Source organism: Effusibacillus sp. SKA8 (assembly GCF_058273125.1).
The window spans coordinates 64,801-87,940 of sequence record NZ_JBZCSF010000004.1 but is presented as its reverse complement, the minus strand read 5'-3'; the positions used below and the strand labels follow the sequence as shown (position 1 = coordinate 87,940).

22 protein-coding genes are annotated in these 23,140 nt (G+C 54.2%); 8 read left to right on the top strand and 14 right to left on the bottom strand.

Features of this window, described 5'->3' with window-relative positions; genetic code table 11:
• Positions 1-43: 43 nt before the first annotated feature.
• Both acsA and AC4ED1_RS05165 read right to left on the bottom strand, forming a co-directional pair.
• A complete protein-coding gene (acsA, locus tag AC4ED1_RS05170) occupies positions 44-1,777 on the bottom strand; it encodes an acetate--CoA ligase (RefSeq protein ID WP_490936367.1) in 1,734 nt (577 codons plus the stop codon).
• A 153-nt stretch (positions 1,778-1,930) separates the two neighbouring features.
• Positions 1,931-3,280, bottom strand: coding sequence for a hemolysin family protein (locus tag AC4ED1_RS05165; RefSeq protein WP_490936365.1), 1,350 nt, complete (start codon positions 3,278-3,280; stop codon positions 1,931-1,933).
• A 302-nt stretch (positions 3,281-3,582) separates the two neighbouring features.
• On the opposite strand from AC4ED1_RS05165, the gene AC4ED1_RS05160 reads away from it, so the two are divergent.
• Positions 3,583-4,071 (top strand): inorganic diphosphatase, encoded by a 489-nt coding sequence (locus tag AC4ED1_RS05160; protein ID WP_490936363.1) that lies wholly within the window; start codon positions 3,583-3,585, stop codon positions 4,069-4,071.
• A 72-nt stretch (positions 4,072-4,143) separates the two neighbouring features.
• Here the strand turns inward: AC4ED1_RS05160 and AC4ED1_RS05155 are convergent, their stop codons facing one another.
• The gene (locus tag AC4ED1_RS05155; RefSeq protein ID WP_490936361.1) at positions 4,144-4,401 is read right to left on the bottom strand and encodes a hypothetical protein; all 258 of its coding nucleotides are present in this window, start codon (positions 4,399-4,401) and stop codon (positions 4,144-4,146) included.
• 107 nt (positions 4,402-4,508) lie between these two features.
• Here AC4ED1_RS05155 and AC4ED1_RS05150 point away from each other — a divergent pair, with 107 nt between their 5' ends.
• Positions 4,509-5,291: an ABC transporter substrate-binding protein gene (locus AC4ED1_RS05150; protein ID WP_490936359.1), complete on the top strand. Its 783-nt coding sequence runs from the start codon at positions 4,509-4,511 to the stop codon at positions 5,289-5,291.
• A 46-nt stretch (positions 5,292-5,337) separates the two neighbouring features.
• Here AC4ED1_RS05150 and AC4ED1_RS05145 read toward each other — a convergent pair whose 3' ends face one another.
• Both AC4ED1_RS05145 and trpS read right to left on the bottom strand, forming a co-directional pair.
• Positions 5,338-6,264, bottom strand: coding sequence for a peptidase U32 family protein (locus tag AC4ED1_RS05145; RefSeq protein ID WP_490936357.1), 927 nt, complete (start codon positions 6,262-6,264; stop codon positions 5,338-5,340).
• Positions 6,265-6,304: 40 nt separating this feature from the next.
• On the bottom strand, positions 6,305-7,285 hold the full coding sequence (gene trpS / locus AC4ED1_RS05140; RefSeq protein ID WP_490936355.1) for a tryptophan--tRNA ligase: 981 nt from the start codon (positions 7,283-7,285) through the stop codon (positions 6,305-6,307).
• A gap of 155 nt (positions 7,286-7,440) precedes the next feature.
• Here trpS and AC4ED1_RS05135 point away from each other — a divergent pair, with 155 nt between their 5' ends.
• Positions 7,441-8,193: a C39 family peptidase gene (locus tag AC4ED1_RS05135; RefSeq protein WP_490936353.1), complete on the top strand. Its 753-nt coding sequence runs from the start codon at positions 7,441-7,443 to the stop codon at positions 8,191-8,193.
• Here AC4ED1_RS05135 and AC4ED1_RS05130 read toward each other — a convergent pair.
• On the bottom strand, positions 8,190-8,807 hold the full coding sequence (locus tag AC4ED1_RS05130) for a sulfite oxidase-like oxidoreductase (protein WP_490936351.1): 618 nt from the start codon (positions 8,805-8,807) through the stop codon (positions 8,190-8,192). The genes AC4ED1_RS05135 and AC4ED1_RS05130 overlap by 4 nt on opposite strands.
• A complete protein-coding gene (locus AC4ED1_RS05125; RefSeq protein ID WP_490936349.1) occupies positions 8,804-10,606 on the bottom strand; it encodes an ABC transporter ATP-binding protein in 1,803 nt (600 codons plus the stop codon). The genes AC4ED1_RS05130 and AC4ED1_RS05125 overlap by 4 nt, the downstream gene beginning before the upstream one ends.
• A gap of 123 nt (positions 10,607-10,729) precedes the next feature.
• Between AC4ED1_RS05125 and mqnE the strand changes: the two genes are divergently transcribed.
• The 4 genes from mqnE to AC4ED1_RS05105 all read left to right on the top strand — a co-directional run bounded on the left by mqnE (position 10,730) and on the right by AC4ED1_RS05105 (position 14,018).
• Complete coding sequence (gene mqnE / locus AC4ED1_RS05120; protein ID WP_490936347.1) at positions 10,730-11,836, top strand: aminofutalosine synthase MqnE; 1,107 nt, start codon at positions 10,730-10,732, stop codon at positions 11,834-11,836.
• A gap of 130 nt (positions 11,837-11,966) precedes the next feature.
• Positions 11,967-12,326 carry a DUF2512 family protein gene (locus tag AC4ED1_RS05115; protein WP_490936346.1) on the top strand — a complete coding sequence of 120 codons (360 nt, stop codon included), beginning with the start codon at positions 11,967-11,969 and terminating at the stop codon, positions 12,324-12,326.
• On the top strand, positions 12,326-12,733 hold the full coding sequence (locus AC4ED1_RS05110; RefSeq protein WP_490936345.1) for a DUF1540 domain-containing protein: 408 nt from the start codon (positions 12,326-12,328) through the stop codon (positions 12,731-12,733). Before AC4ED1_RS05115 ends, AC4ED1_RS05110 begins: the two co-directional genes overlap by 1 nt.
• Before the next feature lie 154 nt (positions 12,734-12,887).
• Positions 12,888-14,018: a UDP-N-acetylmuramoyl-tripeptide--D-alanyl-D-alanine ligase gene (locus AC4ED1_RS05105; RefSeq protein ID WP_490936344.1), complete on the top strand. Its 1,131-nt coding sequence runs from the start codon at positions 12,888-12,890 to the stop codon at positions 14,016-14,018.
• Positions 14,019-14,079: 61 nt separating this feature from the next.
• Here the strand turns inward: AC4ED1_RS05105 and AC4ED1_RS05100 are convergent, their stop codons facing one another.
• From AC4ED1_RS05100 to AC4ED1_RS05070, 7 genes are read right to left on the bottom strand one after another with little or no spacing between them, the layout of a single operon-like run.
• Positions 14,080-15,021 carry an NAD-dependent epimerase/dehydratase family protein gene (locus AC4ED1_RS05100; protein ID WP_490936343.1) on the bottom strand — a complete coding sequence of 314 codons (942 nt, stop codon included), beginning with the start codon at positions 15,019-15,021 and terminating at the stop codon, positions 14,080-14,082.
• Positions 15,018-16,331, bottom strand: coding sequence for a UDP-glucose dehydrogenase family protein (locus tag AC4ED1_RS05095; RefSeq protein WP_490936342.1), 1,314 nt, complete (start codon positions 16,329-16,331; stop codon positions 15,018-15,020). Before AC4ED1_RS05095 ends, AC4ED1_RS05100 begins: the two co-directional genes overlap by 4 nt.
• Entirely contained in the window at positions 16,328-17,086 is a 759-nt protein-coding gene (locus AC4ED1_RS05090; protein WP_490936341.1) for a GT-D fold domain-containing protein, read from the bottom strand. Before AC4ED1_RS05090 ends, AC4ED1_RS05095 begins: the two co-directional genes overlap by 4 nt.
• Positions 17,087-17,088: 2 nt before the next feature.
• Positions 17,089-18,198, bottom strand: a complete 1,110-nt coding sequence (locus AC4ED1_RS05085) for a YheC/YheD family endospore coat-associated protein (protein WP_490936340.1) — start codon at positions 18,196-18,198, stop codon at positions 17,089-17,091.
• Positions 18,195-19,361 carry a glycosyltransferase family 4 protein gene (locus AC4ED1_RS05080; protein WP_490936339.1) on the bottom strand — a complete coding sequence of 389 codons (1,167 nt, stop codon included), beginning with the start codon at positions 19,359-19,361 and terminating at the stop codon, positions 18,195-18,197. The genes AC4ED1_RS05085 and AC4ED1_RS05080 overlap by 4 nt, the downstream gene beginning before the upstream one ends.
• The gene (locus AC4ED1_RS05075) at positions 19,358-20,170 is read right to left on the bottom strand and encodes a glycosyltransferase family 2 protein (protein WP_490936338.1); all 813 of its coding nucleotides are present in this window, start codon (positions 20,168-20,170) and stop codon (positions 19,358-19,360) included. The genes AC4ED1_RS05080 and AC4ED1_RS05075 overlap by 4 nt, the downstream gene beginning before the upstream one ends.
• Positions 20,157-21,254: a glycosyltransferase gene (locus tag AC4ED1_RS05070; RefSeq protein WP_490936337.1), complete on the bottom strand. Its 1,098-nt coding sequence runs from the start codon at positions 21,252-21,254 to the stop codon at positions 20,157-20,159. Before AC4ED1_RS05070 ends, AC4ED1_RS05075 begins: the two co-directional genes overlap by 14 nt.
• Positions 21,255-21,926: 672 nt before the next feature.
• On the opposite strand from AC4ED1_RS05070, the gene AC4ED1_RS05065 reads away from it, so the two are divergent.
• On the top strand, positions 21,927-23,138 hold the full coding sequence (locus tag AC4ED1_RS05065) for a glycosyltransferase family 4 protein (RefSeq protein WP_490936336.1): 1,212 nt from the start codon (positions 21,927-21,929) through the stop codon (positions 23,136-23,138).
• Positions 23,139-23,140: the final 2 nt, after the last annotated feature.

Genomic DNA, 23,140 nt, shown 5'->3' with positions numbered 1-23,140 from the left:
CCAAAGGTATCAGTCAACTCGATCTTCCATCAATCGCATATCCTCAATCTTCCATCGTCGACAGGTCACCGGTCGGCAGCCCCAACTCCCAAGCTTTCAGGACGCGGCGCATGATCTTGCCGGAACGGGTCTTCGGCAACTTGTCGCGGAACTCGATTTCCCGCGGAGCCGCGTGGGCCGCCAGGCCTGTTTTTACAAACTGGGCGATCTCCTGTTTCAATTCCTCGCTGGGTTCATATCCCGCGCGGAGAGAGATGAACGCTTTGATGATCTCGCCGCGAACCGGATCCGGTTTGCCGATGACGCCCGCTTCAGCCACCGCCGGATGTTCGACCAGGCGGCTTTCGACTTCGAACGGACCGACGCGCTCGCCCGATGTGTTGATCACGTCATCGACGCGGCCCTGGAACCAGAAATACCCGTCTTCGTCTTTGTAAGCGGAATCTCCGGACACATACCAGCCTTTCAACTGGAAGTACTCTTTGTATTTTGCCTCGTTATTCCAGATTGCACGCATCATGCCGGGCCAACCGGCGCGAATCGCAAGATTGCCCATACGGTTGGGCGGCAGTTCGTTCCCCTCGTCGTCGACGATCGTCGCGTAGACGCCGGGAATCGGTTTGCCCATCGAACCCGGTTTGATCGGAAGACAGGGGAAGTTGCTGATCAAAGTCGACCCGGTCTCCGTCATCCACCAGTTGTCATGGATCCGTTGGCCAAAGGCTTGCAATCCCCACCGGAACACTTCCGGATTCAGCGGTTCTCCTGCGGACAGGATATGGCGGAGGGAAGAAAGGTCGTATCGCTTCACGACTTCGTCTCCCGCGGCCATCAGCATCCGGAAAGCGGTCGGCGCGGAGAACCAGACGGTCACCTTAAACCGTTCTATGGTGTCATACCAGTCTTCCGGCTTAAAGCGGCCGCCCCGCAGAACGACTGTCACCCCGTTCAACCAGGGAGCGAACATGCCGGCGGAAGTACCGGTTACCCACCCTGGGTCAGCGGTGCACCAGTAGATGTCGTCTTCTCTGAGATCGTACACCCAGCGTCCGGAGCGGTGTTGATGGATCATCGCGTTGTGAACGTGAACGACGCCTTTCGGCTTGCCGGTGGATCCGGACGTATAGTGGATGATATAGGGATCTTCCCGGTCCATCCATTCGATTTGAAAATCGGCCGGCGCTTCCGCCATCTCCCGCTCGTAGGAGACTTCGCCCGGTCCCACTTCCTGCGCCCCGACCAGAATCACGTGCTTCAGGTTGGGCAGTTCGCCGCGCAAAATCCGCTTGTTCAATTCCGGAGTCGTTACGACGGCGACCGCTCCGCTGTCCTCGAGACGGTCTTTGACCGCCGCTTCCATGAACGCTTCAAACAACGGACCCGCGATCGCCCCGATTTTTACGATTCCAAGCAATGCGACATACAGCTCTGGGCAGCGCGGCATGTAGATGAAAACCCGGTCCCCCTTGCTGATTCCGAGCTTGCGAAGGACGTTTGCAAACTTGTCGGAAAGCGTTTTCAAATCGGCAAAAGTATAAGATTCCTCGCGCTTGTCGTCCTTGAAGAAAAGCGCCGGCTTGTCCTTGCGCGAAGTCGCGGCGTGCCGGTCGATCGCTTCATGGGCAATATTCACTTTCCCCGTCTCATGCCAGGAGAACGCCCGCTCTTCCTCTTCCCAGGTCGCAACCTTGTACATTTCGTCATAATTTGTGAGATTGCAAGATTTTGACATGGGCGGCACCAGTTCCTGGTTCTGAAGTTTGGACACGTTTTCCATACCCCCATCTCCCTCCGAAAATTTAAACATTTACTATATTTTTTTAGTATTGTATCACAACAAGCATAAGACGTCAGCCTCTGTTTGCGAACAAAGCAAAAAACACCCCAGAGGGGTGTCACTTCGGCAACCCTGCTCTTGCTTCCAAAAAGACTACGCGGGTTCCGCAGTCGGCGCTTCTTCATCTTCCAGCCGTCTGATGTGCAGGCGGGTGATGCGCAGGCTGTCCATCTCCGCCACCTCAAACCGGTAGCCTTCCACATCGACAAAGGAGCCGATTTTCGGAGGATGTTCAAAATGGGCGTACACCCATCCGCCGATCGTATCGACCTCGTCGGTGCTGATATGGGTATGAAAATGTTCGTTTACGTCTTCAATCAGCATCCGCGCGTCAATCGAGCTAATTTCACCGTTGGTCTCGATAAACGGACGTTCCTCGTCAAATTCGTCCTGGATCTCCCCGACGAGTTCTTCCAATATGTCTTCTGTCGTCAGCAGGCCGGCCGTTCCTCCGTATTCGTCGATGACGATCGCCATCTCCGAACGGTTTTTCTGGAGCATTCGCAAAACGTCTTTAATCGGGGTCGCTTCCGCCACCGTCACCGGACGGCGTGCAATCTGTGCGAGATCGAAATCCTCTTTGCCGCCAAGCGCCATCGAATAAAGATCCTTGATGTGCACGATGCCGATGATATGGTCCTTGTCTTCCACGCACAGCGGAAACCGGGTGTGTTTCTCTTCCTGTACTTTCGCCATGATTTCGGCGAACGGGCGGTTCGTGTACAACGTCACCATACTGGTGCGCGGCACCATGATCTCGCGGGCAACGCGGCTGGAAAAATCAAAAATGTTATCGATCAGATCCCGCTCCGTTTCGTCGATCACGCCACTCTCGTGGCTTTGCGTCACGAGCATCCGCAGCTCTTCTTCATTGTGCGCCAGTTCCGCCTCGGAGGCAGGCCGAATGCCGATCAGATTCAGGAACCGGTTGGCGGTTCCGTTCAGCAAGCGGATAAACGGATACATCAGTTTAAAAAACATCATCAACGGCCATGATGTAAAAAGCACGGTTCCTTCCGTCCGTTGGATGGCCAGAGACTTGGGCGCCAATTCTCCCAAGACGATGTGCAGAAACGTGATGAACGAAAACGCCATCGCGGCAGAAACGAGATGAACGGTACCGGAATCGATCTCCACGCGGCCGATGAGAACGGCGTCGAGTAAGGTGGCGATCGTCTTTTCGCCCACCCAACCAAGCCCCAGGGAAGCCAGCGTGATTCCCAACTGGGTGGCGGACAGATAGGCGTCCAGGTTGTTGATGATCGATTGCGCCACGCGGGCCCGTTTGTTCCCTTCGATGACAAGCTGCTCGATCCGCGTCGAGCGGACCTTTACGATCGCAAACTCGGCCGCCACAAAAAATCCGTTGGCAAACACCAATAGAAAAACCAAAATCAGGTTCGTGATTGTACCCAAGGGGTCAATACTAGGGCCGTCCGTCAAATCTGTACTCCCGAGCGCCACGGGACGCTGCGGGATAACACCTCCCGTTGCAGAAAATGATTCCAGATTAACAAATTTAATTTGGATTCAAGTATACCACACTCGGCATACAGCTCTCCACTTCCCAAAGTCATATCCCAAAAGTTATTGTGTGGCAAGTCATATGCGCTCTTTATGCGCTCTTAGAGTTATATGCCGCAACTCCGTATTGCATGATCAAGAGATGTTTGTCAGAAGATACCCTTTGTTGCTATAATGGGGAGGAAAATTTTTTAGGAGTCTTGAGGAGGGAAACTTTTCACATGTCAGATAAGCTGGTTGTAAACGCATTCATTGAAATTCCTACCGGCAGTCAGAACAAATACGAATTCGACAAGGAAACCGGCCGTTTCAAATTGGACCGGGTACTTTTCTCGCCGATGCACTATCCGACCGAATACGGTTACATTGAAAACACTCTGGCGGAAGACGGAGACCCGCTTGACATCCTGGTGCTCACCAGCTTCCCGACCTTCCCCGGCTGCGTGATCGAATCCCGTGTGATCGGCGTGCTGATCATGACGGACGACAAGGGCAAAGACGAAAAACTGCTAGCGGTTCCCACGGAAGACCCGCGTTTCAAGGAAGTACATACGCTCGACGATGTCGCGCCTCATGTCCTGAAGGAAATCGCTCACTTCTTCCAGGTTTATAAAGACCTCGAAAATAAGAAAGTGACAATCGAGGGCTGGCAGGGTGTCGACGTGGCAGCCCGCCTGCTGGAAGAGTGCAAAGCTCGTTACGGCAAATAAATTTCCTCTGCATACGCAAACAATCCTGGGTTGCCCCTATCGGCCCAGGATTGTTTGTATTTCCCCGATTCGTTACTGAAACATCCGGAAACCGCGGTTGCGCAGCGTCCGGATCGCGAACGCGCTGGCAAACGCCCCCACGGCGACCAGGGATAAGAGGATCCAATCCACCAGTTGCAGACTTTGCTCCACTTTCAGCATAATGTAAATGAACAGTCCCAAAAACGCGATGCCGCTGCTCAGCCAAAATTTGGTCAACATGTTCAATATAAATCCCACGCCGAATGACACGATCAGCGCCAGCAAAGCCAAAAGAATGATCATGACCATATTTGCGCAATCACCTCTTTTTTGCGAAACCATACCCGTTCTCATTGTACACGACCGCCCCGTCGGCCACAATCTATTTTTGAGTCTATTTTGAGGGAGGGTTCCCGTTGCGAATCGTATCGATTTGCCCCAGCAGCACCGAACTCCTGTATGCGCTCGGAATCATCGATCAGGTCGTCGCCGTCGACGATCACTCCGACTGGCCGGCTCACGAATTGGCCGGGCTTCCCCGGTTGGGTCCCGACCTGAATATCGATCTCGACAAACTGGCAAACTGTCAACCGGATTTGGTCGTCGCCTCTCTTTCCGTGCCTGGTATGGAGAAAAACGTGCAACGCTTGCAAGAGCGCAGCATCCCTCACATTGTGCTGAATCCGAAAACGATCGACGATATCTATGCAGACATCCGGCTGCTCGGAAGACACACGGGGACGGAACAGAAAGCGAACGAACTGGTTTCGTCACTGCAAGCGCGAGTCGACCGCATCCGGGAAAAAACGGCCACACGCGCCTGGACGCCACGCCTGTACTGGGAATGGTGGCCCCGCCCCTATATTTCTCCGGCCCACGATACGTGGCTTACTCCCGTCAGCGAACTCGCCGGCGCGATTAACATTTTTGCCGACCGTCCAGGGGACAGTGTGATCGACCAGACCGGAGCGGAGATCATCGGCCGCCAGCCGGATTTTATTTTCGCGGTGTGGCCGGGCGTTCGTCCGGACAGGATCGACACCGGAAAAATCCGCTCCCGCCAAGGGTGGGAAGAAGTTCCCGCCGTGCGAAGCAACCGCATCTATGTCATGGAGGAAGGGCTTTACTGCCGGCCTTCGCAGCGGCTGTTCGACGGTCTCGAACAGTTAGCCGATTTGCTCCACGCACACACAAAATAAAGCGTCGCAACGTCCCCCCTCGCGCCATACGTTGCAACCGCTTCGCCTATTTGGCCGCTTCCCGCACGTAAAAGCCTTCTGTCAGCGGACGGCCCGAAACTCGCTTGATACGCTCCAGCCATTCGGGCCGGTAGCGGTAACTTTCCGGATCACGCGAATACGCGTCAACCGCCTCGCGGTACACCGCTACAATCTCCCGCACATAATCGGGCCCGTGCGGGCGGGTCTCGATCCGGAACGCCGCCAATCCCGCATCCATCAACTCGGGAATGCGCTCAATCAAGCACAGGTCGGCGCTGCTCATCACGTAGGTTCCCCGTTCGTCTTCATAGACAGGGTAGTATTCCTCCGACCGCTTTTCTTCCTTTAACGCGTAAGACGTGATTTCTTCCTCCGGCTCGAAGTCAGCGCCGCGATACCGGTAATAGTTGCTGAGGATTTGGCGTCCCGTATAGAAGATGTTCATCGCGCCGTGCACCTGGCTTTCCACTTCCCCGGGCACGTTTGCGCAGATGTCTTTGATGTTCCTGAAGTTCAATTCCCTTGCCAGCACAATTCGCCGCGCCCCCGCCTGCACCCAGAACCTGGCGGAATCCCGGTTGGTGATCCCCATTTCCTGGTTGACATGGACGGTTAGTCCGGGCGCGGATTCCTGCGCCGTCAGCAGCACGCCGGGATCCGCCACGACGACTGCGTCGACGCCCGAGTCCGCAAGCTGGCTGAAATAAACCCGGAGTTTTTCGATGTCCCGGTTATGCGCGATAATATTCGCGGCAACAAACAGACGGGCCCCTTTGGCATGGGCCAGAGACACAGCCTGCCGGATTTCCCCGACCGTGAACCGGTGAGACATGGCGGCCAAAAACCCGAAATCCCCGTCCGCGATTTCAACCGCATCCGCCCCCACGTTCACTGCCGCCTCCAGTGTGGAAAGATCTCGCGCCGTCACAGCCAATTCCGGTGTTTTCCCCACCATGCCGCCCCCCTTTTTCGCAACGATTAGGCTGATCCGCTTATAGGACAAGTCCCATTTTTTCTTTGACGAGCTTGAGCGTCTTGGCCGCTTCTTCGCGGGCCCGTTCGGCTCCTTTCTGCAGAATGTCCAACACTGCTCCTGATTCAAGCAATTGGCGGTGCCGCTCCTGAATCGGCCGCAGGTGATCGACGACCACTTCGACCAGCGCCTTTTTCAGGGTGCCGTACCCTTGTCCACGGAATTTTTCCACGATCTGTTCCACCGGTTCCCCGGAGAACAGGCTATAAATGGTCAGCAGGTTGCTCACGCCCGGCTTGGCCGCCGGATCGTACCGGATCTCGTTCTCAGCGTCGGTCACCGCTTTCATGATTTTCGCCCGGATCTCGTCCGGCGTATCGGTCATGGTAATGCGGTTGTAGGGACTGGGAGCGCTTTTGCTCATCTTTTTCGTCGGATCGTCAAGCCCCATGATCCGGGCACCGAATTCGGCAATCAGCGGTTCCGGAATTTTGAACGTTTCGCCAAAGCGGTTGTTGAAGCGTTCCGCCAGATCGCGGGTCAGCTCCAAATGCTGCTTCTGGTCCTCCCCAACCGGCACCTGATCGGTCTGATACAGCAAAATGTCGGCCGCCATCAGCACCGGATAGGTGTACAGCCCGACCGATACCGTCTCTTTTCCCTCTCCTTTTTCCTTGAATTGCGTCATGCGGCCAAGTTCCCCAAAATGGGCCATGCACTGCAGCAGCCAGGCGAGTTCGGTGTGTTCCGGCACGTCGGCCTGCGCAAAAATGGTCGCTTTGTTCGGATCAAGCCCGACGGCAAGATACAGGGCTGCCAGATCGACGGTTTTCTCCTTGAGCACCATCGGGTCCTGCGGGACCGTCCAGGCGTGTAAATTGACGATCGAAAAAAAAGCTTCGGTTGTGTCCTGAAAGTCAACAAACCGTTTGATCGCGCCCAAATAATTCCCGATCGTCACGTCGCCGGTCGGTTGGACACCCGAAAATACGCGTTTCATCTTTATGTACCTCCAGCTTCGAATCGAATATGTAATTTTCAGTATAGCAAAAAACCGGACAAAATGACGAGGGGCCGAACTTGTTGGGCCGAACTTGTTGTGCCGAACTTGTTGGGGAATGCTAAACAATGACACCCATGCAAGGAGGATGTCCCATGAATTGGCTCCTTAGCCTTGTAATAGTGGCTCTTGCCGGCGGATGCTCAGGGACCGGGGCGCCCAAGCAATCGGCGCCCGCCCCTGCTCCCGTCGAACAAAGCCAAGCGGAACCCGAGAAATCCCCCGTATCGGAGGGAGAACTTCACCTCCAACAAAAAGTCCTGTTGAACGCGCCGATCATTTCACAAAAACCGGAACTCAAAAACGGCTGTGAAGTGACCAGTTTGGCCATGCTCCTGCAGTACGCCGGAATCAAAGCGGACAAGATGGAGCTGGCCAACCGAGTGAAAAAGGAAGCACATCCCATCCAAGCAAAGCATGACAACGATGTGACCCATTGGGGAAATCCCAACCATGGGTTCGTCGGAGACATCACGGGAAAAAACAGGGGGTATGCAGTCTATCACGAGCCTCTGGCTGAGTTGATGGAACTATACATGCCAGGCCGGGTGGAAAATTTAACAGGAACTCCGTTTGAAGAACTGCTGAATCAGCTTCGCAAAGGAAAACCGGTGATCGTCTGGACGACCGTTCATTTCACTCCGCCAAAGCTCTGGGATGTTTGGCTCCACGAGAATGAACAAATCCGGGCCACCCGCGAAGAACACGCAGTTCTTCTTGTCGGGTTCGATCCGCATTTTGTATACGTCAATGATCCGTTGACAGGAAAAAAGGCCCAAAAAGTGAACCGCAAATCCTTTATCGACTCCTGGGTGGCATTGGGGCAGCAAGCGTTGTCTTACCGTTAACCTCCTATTGTCCATTCCGGATCGTCGCGGTACCGTTGTTCCCGCCAAGGGTCCGCATACAGGTGATACCCCCGCTCTTCCCAGAACCCCGGTTTGTCTTCCGCCATAAATTCGATTCCCCGCACCCACTTTGCGCTTTTCCAAAAATACAGGTGCGGCACGACCAGGCGCAGCGGCCAGCCGTGGTTGGGGGACAGCGGCACCCCGTCATGTTTGTGCGCAAACAGCACATTGTCGTGCAGTAAATCCGCAAGCGGTAGATTGGTGGTCCATCCCGCTTCCGCATGGATCATGACAAACCTGGCTTCCGGTTTGACCTTTGCCAAATTCATGACATCCCTGAACAATACGCCTTCCCACGTATTATCCAAACGCGACCAGGTGGTTACGCAGTGGATGTCGGATTTGACGACCGACTGCTGCAGGCTCATGAACTCCGGATAGGTCAGCGTTTTTTCTTCTTCCACCAACCCGAAAATGCGAAAGGTCCAGGTGTCCAGATTGATTCGCGGCACCGTCCCGGCGTGCAGCACCGGCCATCGTTCGGTCACGAATTGTCCGGGCGGTACCCGGTCTTTTTTCTTGTTCGACATGGTTATCACCTCGCTGATCATGATTGAACCACCGGCGATTTGTTGAACTGTTGGTGATACAAACCGGCGTACAACCCGTTTTTCGTCATGAGTTCTGCATGGGTCCCCTGTTCGACGACGCGTCCTTCCGACAGCACGACGATTTTGTCGGCCGCGAGAATGGTTGACAGGCGGTGGGCAATCACCAGACTGGTTCTCGATTTCATCAGTTCTTCCAAGGCGGCCTGCACAAGCGCTTCCGATTGGGAATCGAGGGCCGAGGTCGCCTCGTCGAGAAGCAAAATGGCCGGATCTTTCAGAATCACCCGCGCGATTGCAATCCGCTGCTTTTCCCCGCCCGACAGTTTGTATCCCCGTTCTCCGACGATCGTATCATACCCGTCGGGCAGGCTTTCGATCAGATCGTGGATATTGGCAGCCTTTGCCGCCCGCATGATTTCCTCGTCGGTCGCGTCCAGTTTTCCGTACCGCAGATTGTCGCGGATCGAGGCATGGAACAGGAAGGTTTCCTGCGATACGATGCCGATGGCCTTGCCCAGCGATGCAAGCGTCACATCACGGATGTCATGCCCGTCGATCCGCACACTGCCTCGCGTCGGATCGTAAAAACGCGGAATCAGATTCGCCAGCGTGGTTTTGCCGGCGCCGCTCGGGCCTACCAGCGCCACCAATTGTCCGGGTTCAACGGCAAATGTAATGTCGAGCAGGATCGGACGCTTCTGCTGATAGGAAAACCAGACATGGTCAAATTCGATGCGCCCTTTGACGGCGGAAAGCGCCTTTGCGCCGGGCCGGTCTTGAAGGTCAACCGGTTTGTCCAGATATTCGAACAGCCGCTCAAACAAGGCGATGGAACCGTAAAAATTGACATGCACGTTGGCCAGAGCCGAGACGGGACCAAACAACTTCTGCAAAAGCGTCGCAAAGGCGACAACCGTCCCGAGGGACATCGTCTGGCCGATCACCGAGTGCCCCCCGTACCAGTAAACAAGCGCCGGCCCCGCGGTTCCGATGACGCCGATGGACGCGAAGAACCAGCGGCCGATCATCGACTGGCGGATTTGCCAATTTTTCAGTTCCTGATTGATGCGGGAAAACCGCTTCAGTTCCCATTCCTGTCGCACGAACGCTTTGACCAGCATGGCGCCGCTGACGGACAGCGTCTCTTGCATCAGGGAAGAGAGTTCCCCGATTTTTTGCTGCGTGTTTTTCCTGACCTGAAAGTTCAGCTTCCCCACGCGCCGGGTCGGAAAAACAAACAGGGGAAGGGTTGCCAGCGACAATACGGCCAACCGCCAGTCCAGCGCGAACATGGTGATCACCAGGGACACCACGACCGCCAGATTGCTGATCGAATTGGAAATCGTTTCCGAGACGACCGTTTGCAAACCGTTTACGTCGTTATTCACCCGCGACATGATGTCGCCGGTTTTCGTGTCGGTAAAAAATTGCAGAGACATCCGGTGCAGATGCTGATACATTTCGTTTCGGATGTCGTACATGACGCCTTGTCCGATCATGGAATTGAAATACGCTTGGGCCACCCCGATCAGTCCGCCGGCGACCGCCGCCCCGACCATGGCAAGGATCAGCCAGTTGAGAAGTCCGGCCCGTCCCTCGGGGATGGCGACGTCGATAATCGATTTGATGATCAACGGCTGCAGGATGGTCAGCGCCGCTCCCGCCGCAATGCAGAGCAGAACGGCCAGAAACTGTTTCCAGTAAGGCGCAAAATAGCCTCCGATGCGCCTCAGCACCCCTTTTTGGATCTGGGGCCGGCCACCGGTTTCTCCCCAATCGTACGTGGAATAAAATCGCATGGTTTGCTTCCCGTCCTTCCGTTGACTCCATTCTATCGCGGTTGCGGCAAATCTGCCACCCCGCCGCATCCCGGATATGGTACAATAAAAAAGCATGCGACTGGTGAAACAGGAGGTCCGGGAATGATCACGATTACGCGCGGGGACACCCTTCAGGATATACGGGAGAAAGTCATCAACGGAGAGCGGTTGTCGTTTGCAGACGGGGTCCGTCTGTTACAGTCGCCCCACCTGCTGCAACTTGGAGAGATGGCGGACATCGTGCGGCAGCAAAAAAACGGCGACTACGCTTACTTTATCTATAACACGCACCTCAATTACACCAACGTCTGTTATCTCGACTGCAAACTTTGCGCTTTCGGTTTGAAAGCCGACAACCCGAACGCCTACACGCTTTCCCTTGAGCAAATCGAGCGGAAGTACAGGGAGATGGCACCGAAAGGTTTTTCCGAACTGCATATCGTCGGCGGCGTGAATGCCAGGTTGCCGTTTGAATATTACGAGGACATGCTGCGCCTGGCCAAAAAAATTCTGCCGGGAGTTCACGTACAGGCGTTTACCGCCGTGGAACTCGATTACATCGCGCGGGTGGCGAAGCTTACAGTCGAAGAAACGCTGGAGCGCCTGCGGATTGCGGGCCTCGATTCGATTCTCGGCGGCGGCGCCGAAATTTTCGACCCGGAAGTGCGCAAAATCATCTCCGGGCACAAGACGGACGCGGACCGCTGGTTCCATATCCACGAGGTGGCCCACAAGATGGGGTTCCGTACCAACGCGTCGATCCTGTACGGGCATATCGAGAAAGCGGAGCACGTGATCGACCACTTTGTCAGACTGCGCGAATTGCAGGACAAAACCGGCGGCTTTAACGCGTTTTTCCCGTTCTCGTTCCACCCGGACAATACGCCGCTCGCGAAAGAGTACAACTTGACGGAACTGACCAGCGGTTGGTACGACCTGAAACTGCTGGCGGTGGCCCGCTTGATGCTGGACAACTTCGACCATATCCGCTCCTTTTGGATGATGATCGGGCAAAAAATGGCCCAGGTCTCCCTTGCATTCGGAGTCGACGATTTGGACGGCACCGTGATGGAGGAACAAATCGTTCACGCGGCGGGAGCCGAGACGGCCCATTACACGCCGAAAGAATCGTTTGTCCGGATGATCCGGGAAGCGGGCCGGATTCCGGCGGAACGCGACACTTTGTACAACATCCTGCGCACTTATTGAACGCAACGACAGCGCATCCCCGGCTGCCGTCAGTCCGTCAAGCGCCATATGGCGCCTGGCGGACTTTTTTTTGTAATAAAGCCGGGCGTTTAAGGCAGACTATCAATATCCTTTTGAATGGGGTGATCCTGTGAACAGATTGTTGGTCAAATTGGCTGTCACTTTCCTTGCGATTTATATACTGGCGTTTTTGCTGCCCGCCGTACGCGTTTCCTTCCTGTACGTTTTGCTGACGACATTGTTGATCGTCCTGCCCGGGTGGGCGGGCGACCGGATGGTGCTGCCCCATTTGCGGAACATCGCGTTCGCTGTGCTGGACGGCGTATATGCGTTTTTCGTGCTTTGGATCGCAGCTTTGTTGGCTCCTTTTTCGACGGTTACGTTCACGTTTCTGACGGTGGCGGCATTGGCCATTTTTGCGTTTGAGTATCTGTTCCACCCCTGGGTGTTCAATCCGCAAGATTACAAACCGAGAGGAGCGAAATCCTGATGGAAAAAGGCGATCTGTACCCGAGAGTGAAATGCGTGGTCGACACTTGTACGCACTGGGTCACCGGCAACTTGTGTTCCGCCCGCAATATCGACATTATGCACGAAGAAGAAGGGAAAATGTCTCAAATCATGGAGCAAACCATGTGCAAAACGTTTGCTCGCGCCTCTTCCTTCGCCAATATGCTGGGTTCCCTGGATAACGTGAACTGGGGTGGAGCGGCGAGCAACCTGTTTGCGGGAGGGGAGATGTATCCGACAGTGATGTGCACCATCCATTCCTGCGAGTATTGGCACGACGGGGACCGCTGCGTCGCCGCAGCGATTGAAGTCACCGGCCGCCACGCCAACGAATGTCAAGACACAAATTGCCAAACTTTCAGAAACAAACAGGCGGCCCGATCTTGATGTCGCGCCTTTCCGACCGCAAGGAACGCAAGATAAACTTTTCGGCAAAAACGGGGCTAAGGAAAAAGTGGAGATAACTGAGGCGATCACCCAATCAACCGCAAGGGGTCTCACATACTATATGTTGCATCCCCATTGCAAAGGAGGTTATGCGTTGACACAGCCTCTTCAACTTGCGAGACCCGTGATCGCCATCACCGGCAGCGCCGGAAAAACCACCACCAAAGAAATGATTGCCTCCGTTTTGAAGAAGCGCTGGAAAGTGTTTAAAACAAAAGGAAACTCGAACCTTCCTTCCCATACGGCCAAATACGCCAAACAGATCGATTCTTCTCACCGCGCCGTAGTTTTGGAATACGGGATGGCCCGTTCCGGGCAAATCAGGCGGCATTGTCGCTTGATCCGCCCGAATATCGGCGTCATTACAAACGTGGGGACCGCCCATATCGGGAATTTTGGCGGGAAAGTGGAAGGGCTTGTCCGGGCGAAATCGGAACTCATCAAATACATGAACCCGTACGGAACTCTTTTTCTGAACGCGGACAACTCCCTCTCCCGGCTGCTTCATACCCGCGGATTCAAAGGAAAAATCGTAAAAGTCGGCATCGCAAACACGGCGGATTACCGGGCGACCCATATCCGCTACGTCGCAAACGGCATGACATTTCAAGTGAAACTCGATGGTGTCCCCCACGCTTTTTATATCCCGATTTACGGCAGACATAACGTGTATAACGCGCTATTTGCCATAGCGGTTTCTCACCGCCTGGGTTTTTCGGTTCGTGACATCCGTGCCGGACTCAAAACCTACCGGCGTCCGGACAGAAGATTGGTCGTTTACCGGCTGGGTGACGGAATTCAAATTCTCGATGATACATTCAGCGCCAATCCCCATGCGACAAAAGCGGCCATCGACGTCCTGTGCTCCATCGCAAAAAACAGAAAAATCGCAGTTTTGGGCAGCATGCTGGAAATGGGAAAGTATTCCGTAAACGGCCATAAAGAGGTAGGAAGATACCTGGCGCAAAAAAACATCGATTTCCTTTATACGGTTGGCAAAAGCGCCAGACAAATCGGAATCGGGGCTGTCGAGGCGGGAATGCCTTTCCGCAGGGTGAAGCACTTCCCTTCGAAAGAGCGGCTCCATCCCGCAATTGTGAAGCAAATCGGTCCAAACACGACCGTGCTGGTAAAAGGCTCCCATAAAACGAAGATGATCGATACGGTTATCTACTTGATTCGCGCGGTAAAAAGGCGAATGAAAATCGGCGGCAGGCGGACTTGAAAATCGCCCTTCCCTTGTTCGGGGAGGGCGATTTTACGCCAAACGCTTCCGTATTACTCCATTACTCCGAATAGATCTCCCGTATATACTGCCATTCTTTCTTTAATCCGTCCCGCAGCTTTACTGCCGGTTTGTAGCCAAGCTCTTTTTGCGCTTTGGCGATGTCGGCCCAAGTATGCAGCGGATCTCCCGGCTGCGCCGGATGATATTCCACGCGGATGTCTCTTTCTGTTACAATTTGTATCATGCGAATCACTTCATTGACGGAAACCCTTTCCGCCCCTCCGATATTAAACACATTCCCGTGCTCTTTCAGGTTCATCGCCCGCACATTAGCCTCCACCGCGTCGGATACATAGGTGAAATCCCGCGTTTGCTGTCCGGTCCCGTAAACCGGAAGCGGCCTCCCTTCCAATACCGCTTTTAAAAACTTGTGAAACGCCATATCCGGACGCTGCCGCGGACCATATACGGTAAAATAGCGCAAAGAGGTCGTCGGAACACCGTAATTCATATGGTACATCCTAACGAGATGTTCCCCCGCCAGTTTGCTCACCCCGTACGGGGAAATCGGCCGCGGCGGCGTTTCCTCGGATGTTGGGCCATCGGTTCCGCCATAGATTGAAGATGACGATGCGTAGACAAATTTTTTCAGCCCGCGATGCTTGCAAGCCTCGAGTAAGCGCTGGGTCGCCAAAATGTTCAGGTCTGCGTAGGCTTGAAAATCGGCGCCCCAACTTTTCCGGACGCCCGCGATTGCCGCTTGGTGAAACACGACATCCACGTCCCGCAGGATTGCCGTAAGATCAAGCTCCAACAGGTTGCTCTCCAGCAAAGTGAAACCGGGATGCTGCAACGCCCGGGCGATGTTGAAACGCTTAAACCGGTTCCAATCCCGGTTGTTGAACATGTCAATCCCGATTACCTGGTGTCCGTCCGCCAACAGGCGGTCTGTCAAATGCGATCCGATAAAACCCGCCGCTCCCGTGACAAGGATCTTCAAGTCTGCTTCCCTCTTCCCACTGCCAGATATTGCATGCCGGCCGACCGGATTTCTTCCGGATTATACATGTTGCGCCCGTCCACTAAAATGGGATTCCGCATGTAACGAGCCGCTTCCTTCCAGTCCATCTTAGCAAATTGATCCCAGGCGGTGCAAAGAATTGCGGCGTTCACCGCGGAAAGCGTTTCTTCAGCCGTTTTGCAGACGACGATCCGGCGGTCGTCCGGCCAGGGAGTCTGGCTCGGAAATTCGATTGTCGGGTCGAGAATTCGAATCTCCCGGCAATCCTTCAAGAGTCGTTCGACAATCCGGATGGCGGGGGACTCCCGCTGGTCGTCGGTATCGGGCTTGAACGTAAAACCCAAGACGGCAATCATCCACGGTTTTTCAACACCATGTAGGGCCTTTTCCAATTTTTCCAGATAGAGATCGGGTTGCGTACGGTTGACACGCTCCACCGCCGCCAAGATTTCCGGAACGACCCCGGACTTTCGCGCCGACTCCATCAGCGCTTTGACGTCCTTCGGAAAACAGGAGCCCCCGTATCCGATTCCCGCTTGCAGAAATTCGCCTCCGATTCGCGCATCCATTCCCATTCCCCGCGCGATTTCCGTTACGTCAGACCCCACGCGATCGGCAATACGGGCAATTTCATTGATGAACGATATCTTGGTGGCAAGAAAAGAATTGGAAGCGTACTTGATCAATTCCGCCGTCTCCCAATCGGTAATCAGGAAATGGCTGCCGATCGGTTCATAGATTTCTCTCAGGATGGCAATCGCCCGTTCGCTGTTTCCGCCCAACACGGTGCGGTCCGGCCGCAGCGCATCCCGCAGCGCGGATCCTTCCCGCAAAAATTCGGGATTGGACACCACATCAAACCGTGTGGCGTCGCCGATTTTCTGCTGCAAGTAATCCGACAGCCACCTGTTTGTGCCCACAGGCACCGTGCTTTTGACCACAATCACTTTGTATTCGTTGATGGCCTCCGCAATCACGTCCGCCGCCTGCTGCAAATAGCGAAGATCGGCCGCGCCATCTTTTCGCGCGGGAGTCCCGACGGCAATAAAAATCACTTGACTCGCCTGAATCGCGCTTCTGATGTCGTCCGTGAATTCCAACCGTCCGGTTTTTGCCATATCCGACAACAGCTCATCGAGACCCGGCTCCCGAAACGGAACCGTTCCCTTCTTCAACTTGCTTATCTTGGAGTATTCCGTGTCAGCCCCGATTACCCGGTGGTTTAAGGAAGCCAACACGACAGCCGTTGTGGTTCCGACATAACCTGTGCCAATCACGGCGATCTTCATGCGGTGTCCGCTCCTTTCCACGGCCGTACCCGGTCTTCCTTGCTTTTTACCATGAACATTGCCGTCTTTCCGAAATCGATGGCGACACGCCCTTGTTTACGGGCCAAATTTTCCGCAAGTATTACCGCATTGACACCTGCGGAGATCAACACGATGTCACAATCCACCCGCTTCATCTTCCGGAGCACTTGTTTGATTTCGGAGTAATGGGAAAACGGAATTTTCGCGACAATGCGGATGCCAAAGGCGGAATATTCCCTCTCGACCAGTTCGGCAAACGAATTTGCCCAGCGGCTGATCAGTGCGACTTTCCGGCCGCGTAACATTTCCCAGAAGCTCTTCTTCTCCACCAAATGCCGGTTGACCAATGTATGGCAAATTTTCCCGGGATGAATTCCATACCGTTTGAAACATTGATCGGTCAAAGGCCGGAGATATTTCTGCTCCGCCCTCAATTCGCGGTCATTGTAACAGGGAATTCCAACCAGATCCGCCCGTTTGACGGCTTCGATCATCCGGTCGCGGGCTTTCTCGCTCGGAAGGCTGATGCCCTTGCTGTTCGTCCTTCGGGACAGTCTTCCCCAGCGGGTTCGAATGACCTGGGCAATCGGCATCACGTGCCGTTGCGCCAAAACGAGATTTTCACCGTCTCCGACGCGAACGAGACAAAATGGCTTTTTCTCGCGGACTGCCCGGTCAATGATCCGGATGACTTGTTCAGTTGTCAACATTTTGCCGTATGATACCCGTTTCATGTTTATAGCCGTTCCTCCCGCTTCATCTTTTGCAACAGATAGACGCCATACAAAATCGGGTTCTGAAATGTGCGTCTCCACATTTTTCGCTCTCTGGCATTTCGAAACGTGATTCGCAAATCCCGTCCGTTCGCTTCGATGAATCTGATCGCGCCTTCTTTTGTCACCGTCAGGTCAAGACCGAGATCCGCAAGATGGGGACCGATTCCTTCAAGCTGGCGTGCGATCAACAGCGAAGCCGCATTTATTTCCCGCAATACGGCTCCCGCTTTCGACTCTCCAAAAGCTGTTGCCAGCACCTTTTTGGCGGATACCGCCTTCCCGCCGACCGCAAGATTGGTCGCATGGGCGTTCAAAGTCCCCAACTTTGCCACCGCCCCCGAAACGGTCCAATCTCCGGAGGCACCCTTTTGCACCGAAACCCGGAAATCGATTGGCTGCCCTTGAATTTTCAAAAGGGGAATTCCCTCTTGGATCAAATAGGGCCGCATGCCGATTTTCGCCCTGATCCCCGCGATTTTGCCGAAAGAAGCCAGAAAATGGCGCGATCTTCCGTTGGCTGTCCGCGAAATTTCCAGTTGCCCGCCATCCGATTGGCGCAAGCGAATCACTCCGATTCCGAGGCTTCCGCTGCGCGGCTTCAAATACACCGTTTGATGCCGTTTCAGCCACGCCAGGATCTGCCGACAAGAGACCAGCCGTTCCGTCTTCGGCAAATACCTCGCCGTCAAGGGGTTCATCGCAAGCCGCCGGTGAACCTCCCACTTGTCATATCGCATACGCCCGTTGAATAAAATCGCCCGGTTTTTGGTGAGCAGCGGATAAATCCGCCTGACGTGGTGTTTCGATAAAAGGGCACGGTTGTGGATCACGGAAGGGATCTCATAAACACCGCGGGAATACGTCCGGGTGGCAGGGTCCCAACAAAAGGCACGCACGAGTTTGTTTTTTGCGAGAAAAGACCGGTTTGAGAAGAAAACCACGGTAACGCCGGATTTTTTGGCCGCTTCCGCGTAAAACGGCAAATATTCGAACCGGTAACGTCCCTTGAGGGCGCTTGCCAGCGAGGAATGGTTCAACAAAACCCCCAGGTCCGACTTCTGAATTTTCACTCGTCTCCCCCCTTCCGTTTTTTTCCGGTCGCAAGCGAGGCGTAAATCCCTTCCAAATCCTTTGCCATTCGTTCGAAATTGTAGAGTTTCTCCGCCAGTTCCCGGCCCAATATTCCCATTTTCCGGGCACGCTGGGGATTGGACAACAACGCGCCGACTGCCTCTGCAAATTTTTCCGGATTGTGATATTCCTCGATCACCAATCCGTTGTACCCGTGGCGAACCACTTCGTGATTTCCGCCTCTGCGGGTGGTGACAACCGGCAAACCGGCGGCCATCGCCTCATAATGAACTCTCGCCAGCGGCTCTTTCCATTGGGAAGCGCAGACAAACAGATCGGAAGCCGCATAGTACTTTGGAATGTCGTCCACCGGAACATAAGAGGCAAATCTCACATGACCGGGTATGCCGCGGGCCAGACGCAGCAGCTTCCGAATATAGGCGTCTTTCGTATCGTCCGCGTACCATTTGCTGCCTGCGATCAGCAATTTCACTTTCCTGTTCGACTTTACAACTTTCTTCATCGCTTTGAGGAGCAGATGGCATCCCTTATAAGGAACGAGTCTTCCCACAAATAAAACAACCCGCTCCCGCTCGCCTATCCGGTGCCGGGCCCGAATTTGCTTTCGCCATTGCCGACCCCTTTTTGTCCAGACAGGGGCGTATTCCGTCAGGTCGACCCCTGTATAGAGGACCCGTGTCTTTCCCGCCGCTGCGGGTACTTTCCGCAGCATGTCACCGGCCACAAAACGGCTGACAGTCAAAATCAGGTCCGCTTGCCGGACCCCGCGGTTCGCTTCTGTCGGAGTCACCTTCAAGGTTTCGTAAAGCAGATTGTGCATCGACAGTAGGATTGCCGCATGGGGGGCCGCCCTGCGCAGAGCCGGGATCCACGCCGGGCGATTGTAAACCTGGATGACATTAAAATCCTGCTCTTCCACCCGCCTGCATACACTTTCCAAAAATTTCTTTTGCGGATAGCGCTGATACCGGACCCGTTGCGTCGTCTCCATATCGGCCAGTTCCGGGTCCGCAATCGAAAACACGGTGACTTCATGTTTTCTGGCAAGCAAGGGCGCCAGCCTTGAGATCAAAAGTTGGATGGCTCCTCCCCTGACCGGCGGGCACGGTCCCCGGTCGGAACATACCAGTGCGATCCTCATCGGACTTCACCCCGGCGGTATTTTTTCGTTTGCTCCTTTTTTCGGAACCGGATCTTGTTGGTTCGATGCCGGCTCTGCTTGCCGTATAAATCTTCCAGCCGAGCGAGGGTCTTGTCGTCCCAGCCGTATAACTTCAACGCGGATTGCAAAATCTCGGGATGATGAATCCTGATGCTCAGGCTGCTGCGATTGTCTCCGTGCAGCCGGTATTCGGACAGCGGTTCCTCCAAACAATCCCCGCGATAGTGGGCCGCCAGGCGCAACCACATATCCCAGTCCTGGGAATACCAGTACTTTTCGTTAAACAGCCCCGCTTTCTTAAAACAGCTTTTGCGAACCAGCACCGTGGAGGTTCGGATGGTGAACCTGCGCGTTAACAGGCAATATTGCAGGTGCTCGCGGTTTTTGCAGCGCAGCGGTTTCCTCAGCTTCGTGATTTTTCCCTTGTCATTGACGTTGAAATACCAGGTATAGAGAAAGCGGCATTCGGGATGGGAACGGATGTATTTCATTTGCTTCTCGAGTTTTTCAGGCAGAAACCGGTCATCCGAGTCGCAAAAGGCGACATATTTGCCCCTTGCATGTAAAATCCCCGTATTCCTTGCGGCGGAAGGCCCCTGATTCTCCTGGTAGATATACCGCACGGGAGCGCCAAATTTTTGCACGCGCTCCCTCGTGTCATCCGTAGAACCGTCGTCAACGACGATAATCTCGTAATCTTTGTGCGTCTGGGCAAGGACACTCTCGATCGCTTCGGTAACAAAAGGCCCCCGATCAAAAGTGGGGATGATGACGCTAACCTCCGGCACAATTCCAGCTCCTTTCCATGCACAGAACGCGGTCATAAATATCTTCCAACTCTAGTATTTGGTTTTGTAGGTGAAATTTTCGCATCACCGTTTTGCGGCCCTTCTTGCCCATCTCTCCCCATCTCTCCGGATGGCGGATCAGTTCGAGCAGCCGCTCGGCCAACAAGTCGGTGTCCCGTTCCGGAACCAGAAACCCGGATTTTCCGTCCCGGACGAGTTCCGGGATTCCCGCATGCCGTGTCGAGACGACCGGTAGGCCGCAAGCCATTGCCTCTTTTAACACATTCGGAATCCCTTCCTGGTCCCCGCAGCTTGTTGTGATACTGGCAAGTGCAAACAAATGGGCCTGTCGCATTTCCTTGACCACCTGATCGTGCGAAATTTCGCCAAGGAATTTCACTCTGTCCGACAGGTTGAGCCTCTCGACTTGTTCGCGCAGTTTATTTCGGAGCGGGCCGTCTCCCGCAATGCGCAGCCGCACATTCGAATACTGCTTCTGCACCTGGCGGAAGGCGGCAACCAGGTATCGAATTCCTTTTTTTTCCACAAGACGCCCCACCGACAGCAGTATGATTTTTCCGTCGGCGGGCATTGTCCGTTTTTCAAAGGCAAACCGCTCCACGTCGATTCCGCTGTGATGGACAAAAATTTTCTTTTTCGGGCATCCGAATTGAACCAAAATCCGTTTCATATTGTTGGAAGTGACCGTAAACGCCTCCCCTTCCGCAAAAAGGCGTTCCAGTTGCCCGTTGTATCTGGTCAGGCTCCTGCGGTTGGTCGGCAGGTCGAACCCGTGAAACGATGTCAGCATCGGCAGGCCGAGTTTTTTTTTGACATCGAGTATTTCCGCGCCCGTAATGCCGAAACGGGCATGAATGAGATCCACCTTTTGGGTGCGGAAAATTTTTTCCAAGTCTTTCAGGTTCCGAAACACATGAATCGGTTTAAAGGGAAACCGGTCCGGATTCATAACTCTTTTGGCACAGACGATCGGTGTCACATGGTTCAAATTGACCAGTTCCGAATAAATGAACGTCTCGCTGGCGGGCAGAAACCAGGAGCGAACAACCGCCACTTTTGCCACGATTTGCACCTCCGACTCCCATCGAATGCAGCGCCGTGTCGGGTCATCTGTAACCTTATACTATGAGCTGAGGGGCGGCTGCTCTTGTGCGAAAGCATAGAATCCCCCGAATGTTTTGCCCATTTTTGCCGGACACCCCCGCAATATTGGGCTTTGTTCCCAACCGAAACCACGGCGTTCTAATCGGTACAGATGCCCTTTTTTCGGGATACAGGCTGCTGTCCTATACAGAAAGGCGCCCACCTGCATCCTATGTACTATCTTCACGGTGGAGTGAGGATACATGTTAAACGGAGAGGAGGCTTACCGTGTACGGAATTTTTGGCGGATACACTCGCTGGGCTGTCGTATTCCTGATCATCTTCGTGCTGTTCTTCCTGCTCGTTCCCGGTTATCCGACGGCAACCGCAACCTAATGATCCGGTACGCGTGTCCTAAACGAAAACCACTCCAAGGAGGTAGTTTTATATGAGCGCTGTTGCTGCACCCGGTTATTACGGGATCTTCGGCGGATACACCCGTTGGGCGGTTGTGTTCCTGATCATCTTCGTGCTGTTCTTCCTGCTCGTTCCCTACTATGGAATCTAAGCCGTACGCATAACAGCGAAAAAGCAGCCGGCTTCCTTTTTTACGGGCGGCCGGCTGCGATTTGTTTTGACGGGAGGAACGGGAATGAGGATTTTGTTAGCCACTTACTGGTATTTGCCGCATGTGGGAGGGGTCGACACCTATCTGCGGGTATTGCGCCAGGGGTTGGAAGAACGGGGACACCAGGTGGACATCCTTGCCCATCATCCCCACATGAATGACGTATATCTGCTGAACCGGGACCGACTCGTTAAGAAAAAACCCATTCTTTTCCCTTTGTACGACATGATGATGGATTGCTATAACCGGGAATTGCCCGATTTGGACGATTGGGCCCGGTTTCGGGATATTGAGCGTTACGTGTTTGAGATGGCTTCCGTCTTGCTCGGGCTTGGCCAGTACGATCTGATTCACACCCAGGACGTGATTTCCTCAAGAGCCTTGTGCCGCGTGAAACCGCCGGAAATTCCCCACGTTGCCACCATCCACGGGTTGTTGATGGAAGAGTTTTTTGTGACCGGGGAAATCGAGCGGGAAGATTCCATGAAATGGAAATACAGCTTTGTGGAAGAACATCTCGGAGCTTCCTCGCCGGATGCCACGATTCTGCCGAGCGAATGGCTGCGCAGGGAATATCTCAACCGGTTTTTTGTCCCGCCGGAAAAATTGACTGTCATTCCCTATGGATTGAATACGGAAGAAATTCTTCGGCAAGCGGACAGGATTGAACGGATTCCGCGGCCCGACGGCAAACTGGTAATCATCTGCCCGGCCCGGCTGGTCCCGTACAAAGGACAGCGTTATCTGCTGGAGGCACTCGCCAAGCTGGTCAATGTCCGGGATGATTTTATCTGCCAGTTTGCCGGAGACGGCCCGCTGAAAGAAGAATTGCAGGAAATGTCGCGGGAATTGCATTTGCAGAATCATGTTCAATTTTTGGGAAACCGAAAAGATATTTACCACTTATTGAAACAGGCGGATCTCTTCGTTCTTCCCACGCTTGTTGAAAACCATTCTTTAGCGGTTATGGAAGCGCAGGTGATCGGACTTCCGGTCATTACTACGCGGGTCGGGGGAAATGCCGAATTGGTGATCCATCTTCATACCGGAGTTCTGGTGGAACCCCGAAACAGCGCGGAGTTGTATCATGCCATTTTGATGCTGCTGGATAACCCGGACCTTCGAAACGATCTGTCCGCCAACAGCAAGCAGTGGGCCAGGAAATACTGGCATCCCGATTACATGGTGGAACGGACATTGGAAGTGTATAAGAAGGCGGTCGAAAAATACAAGTGAGG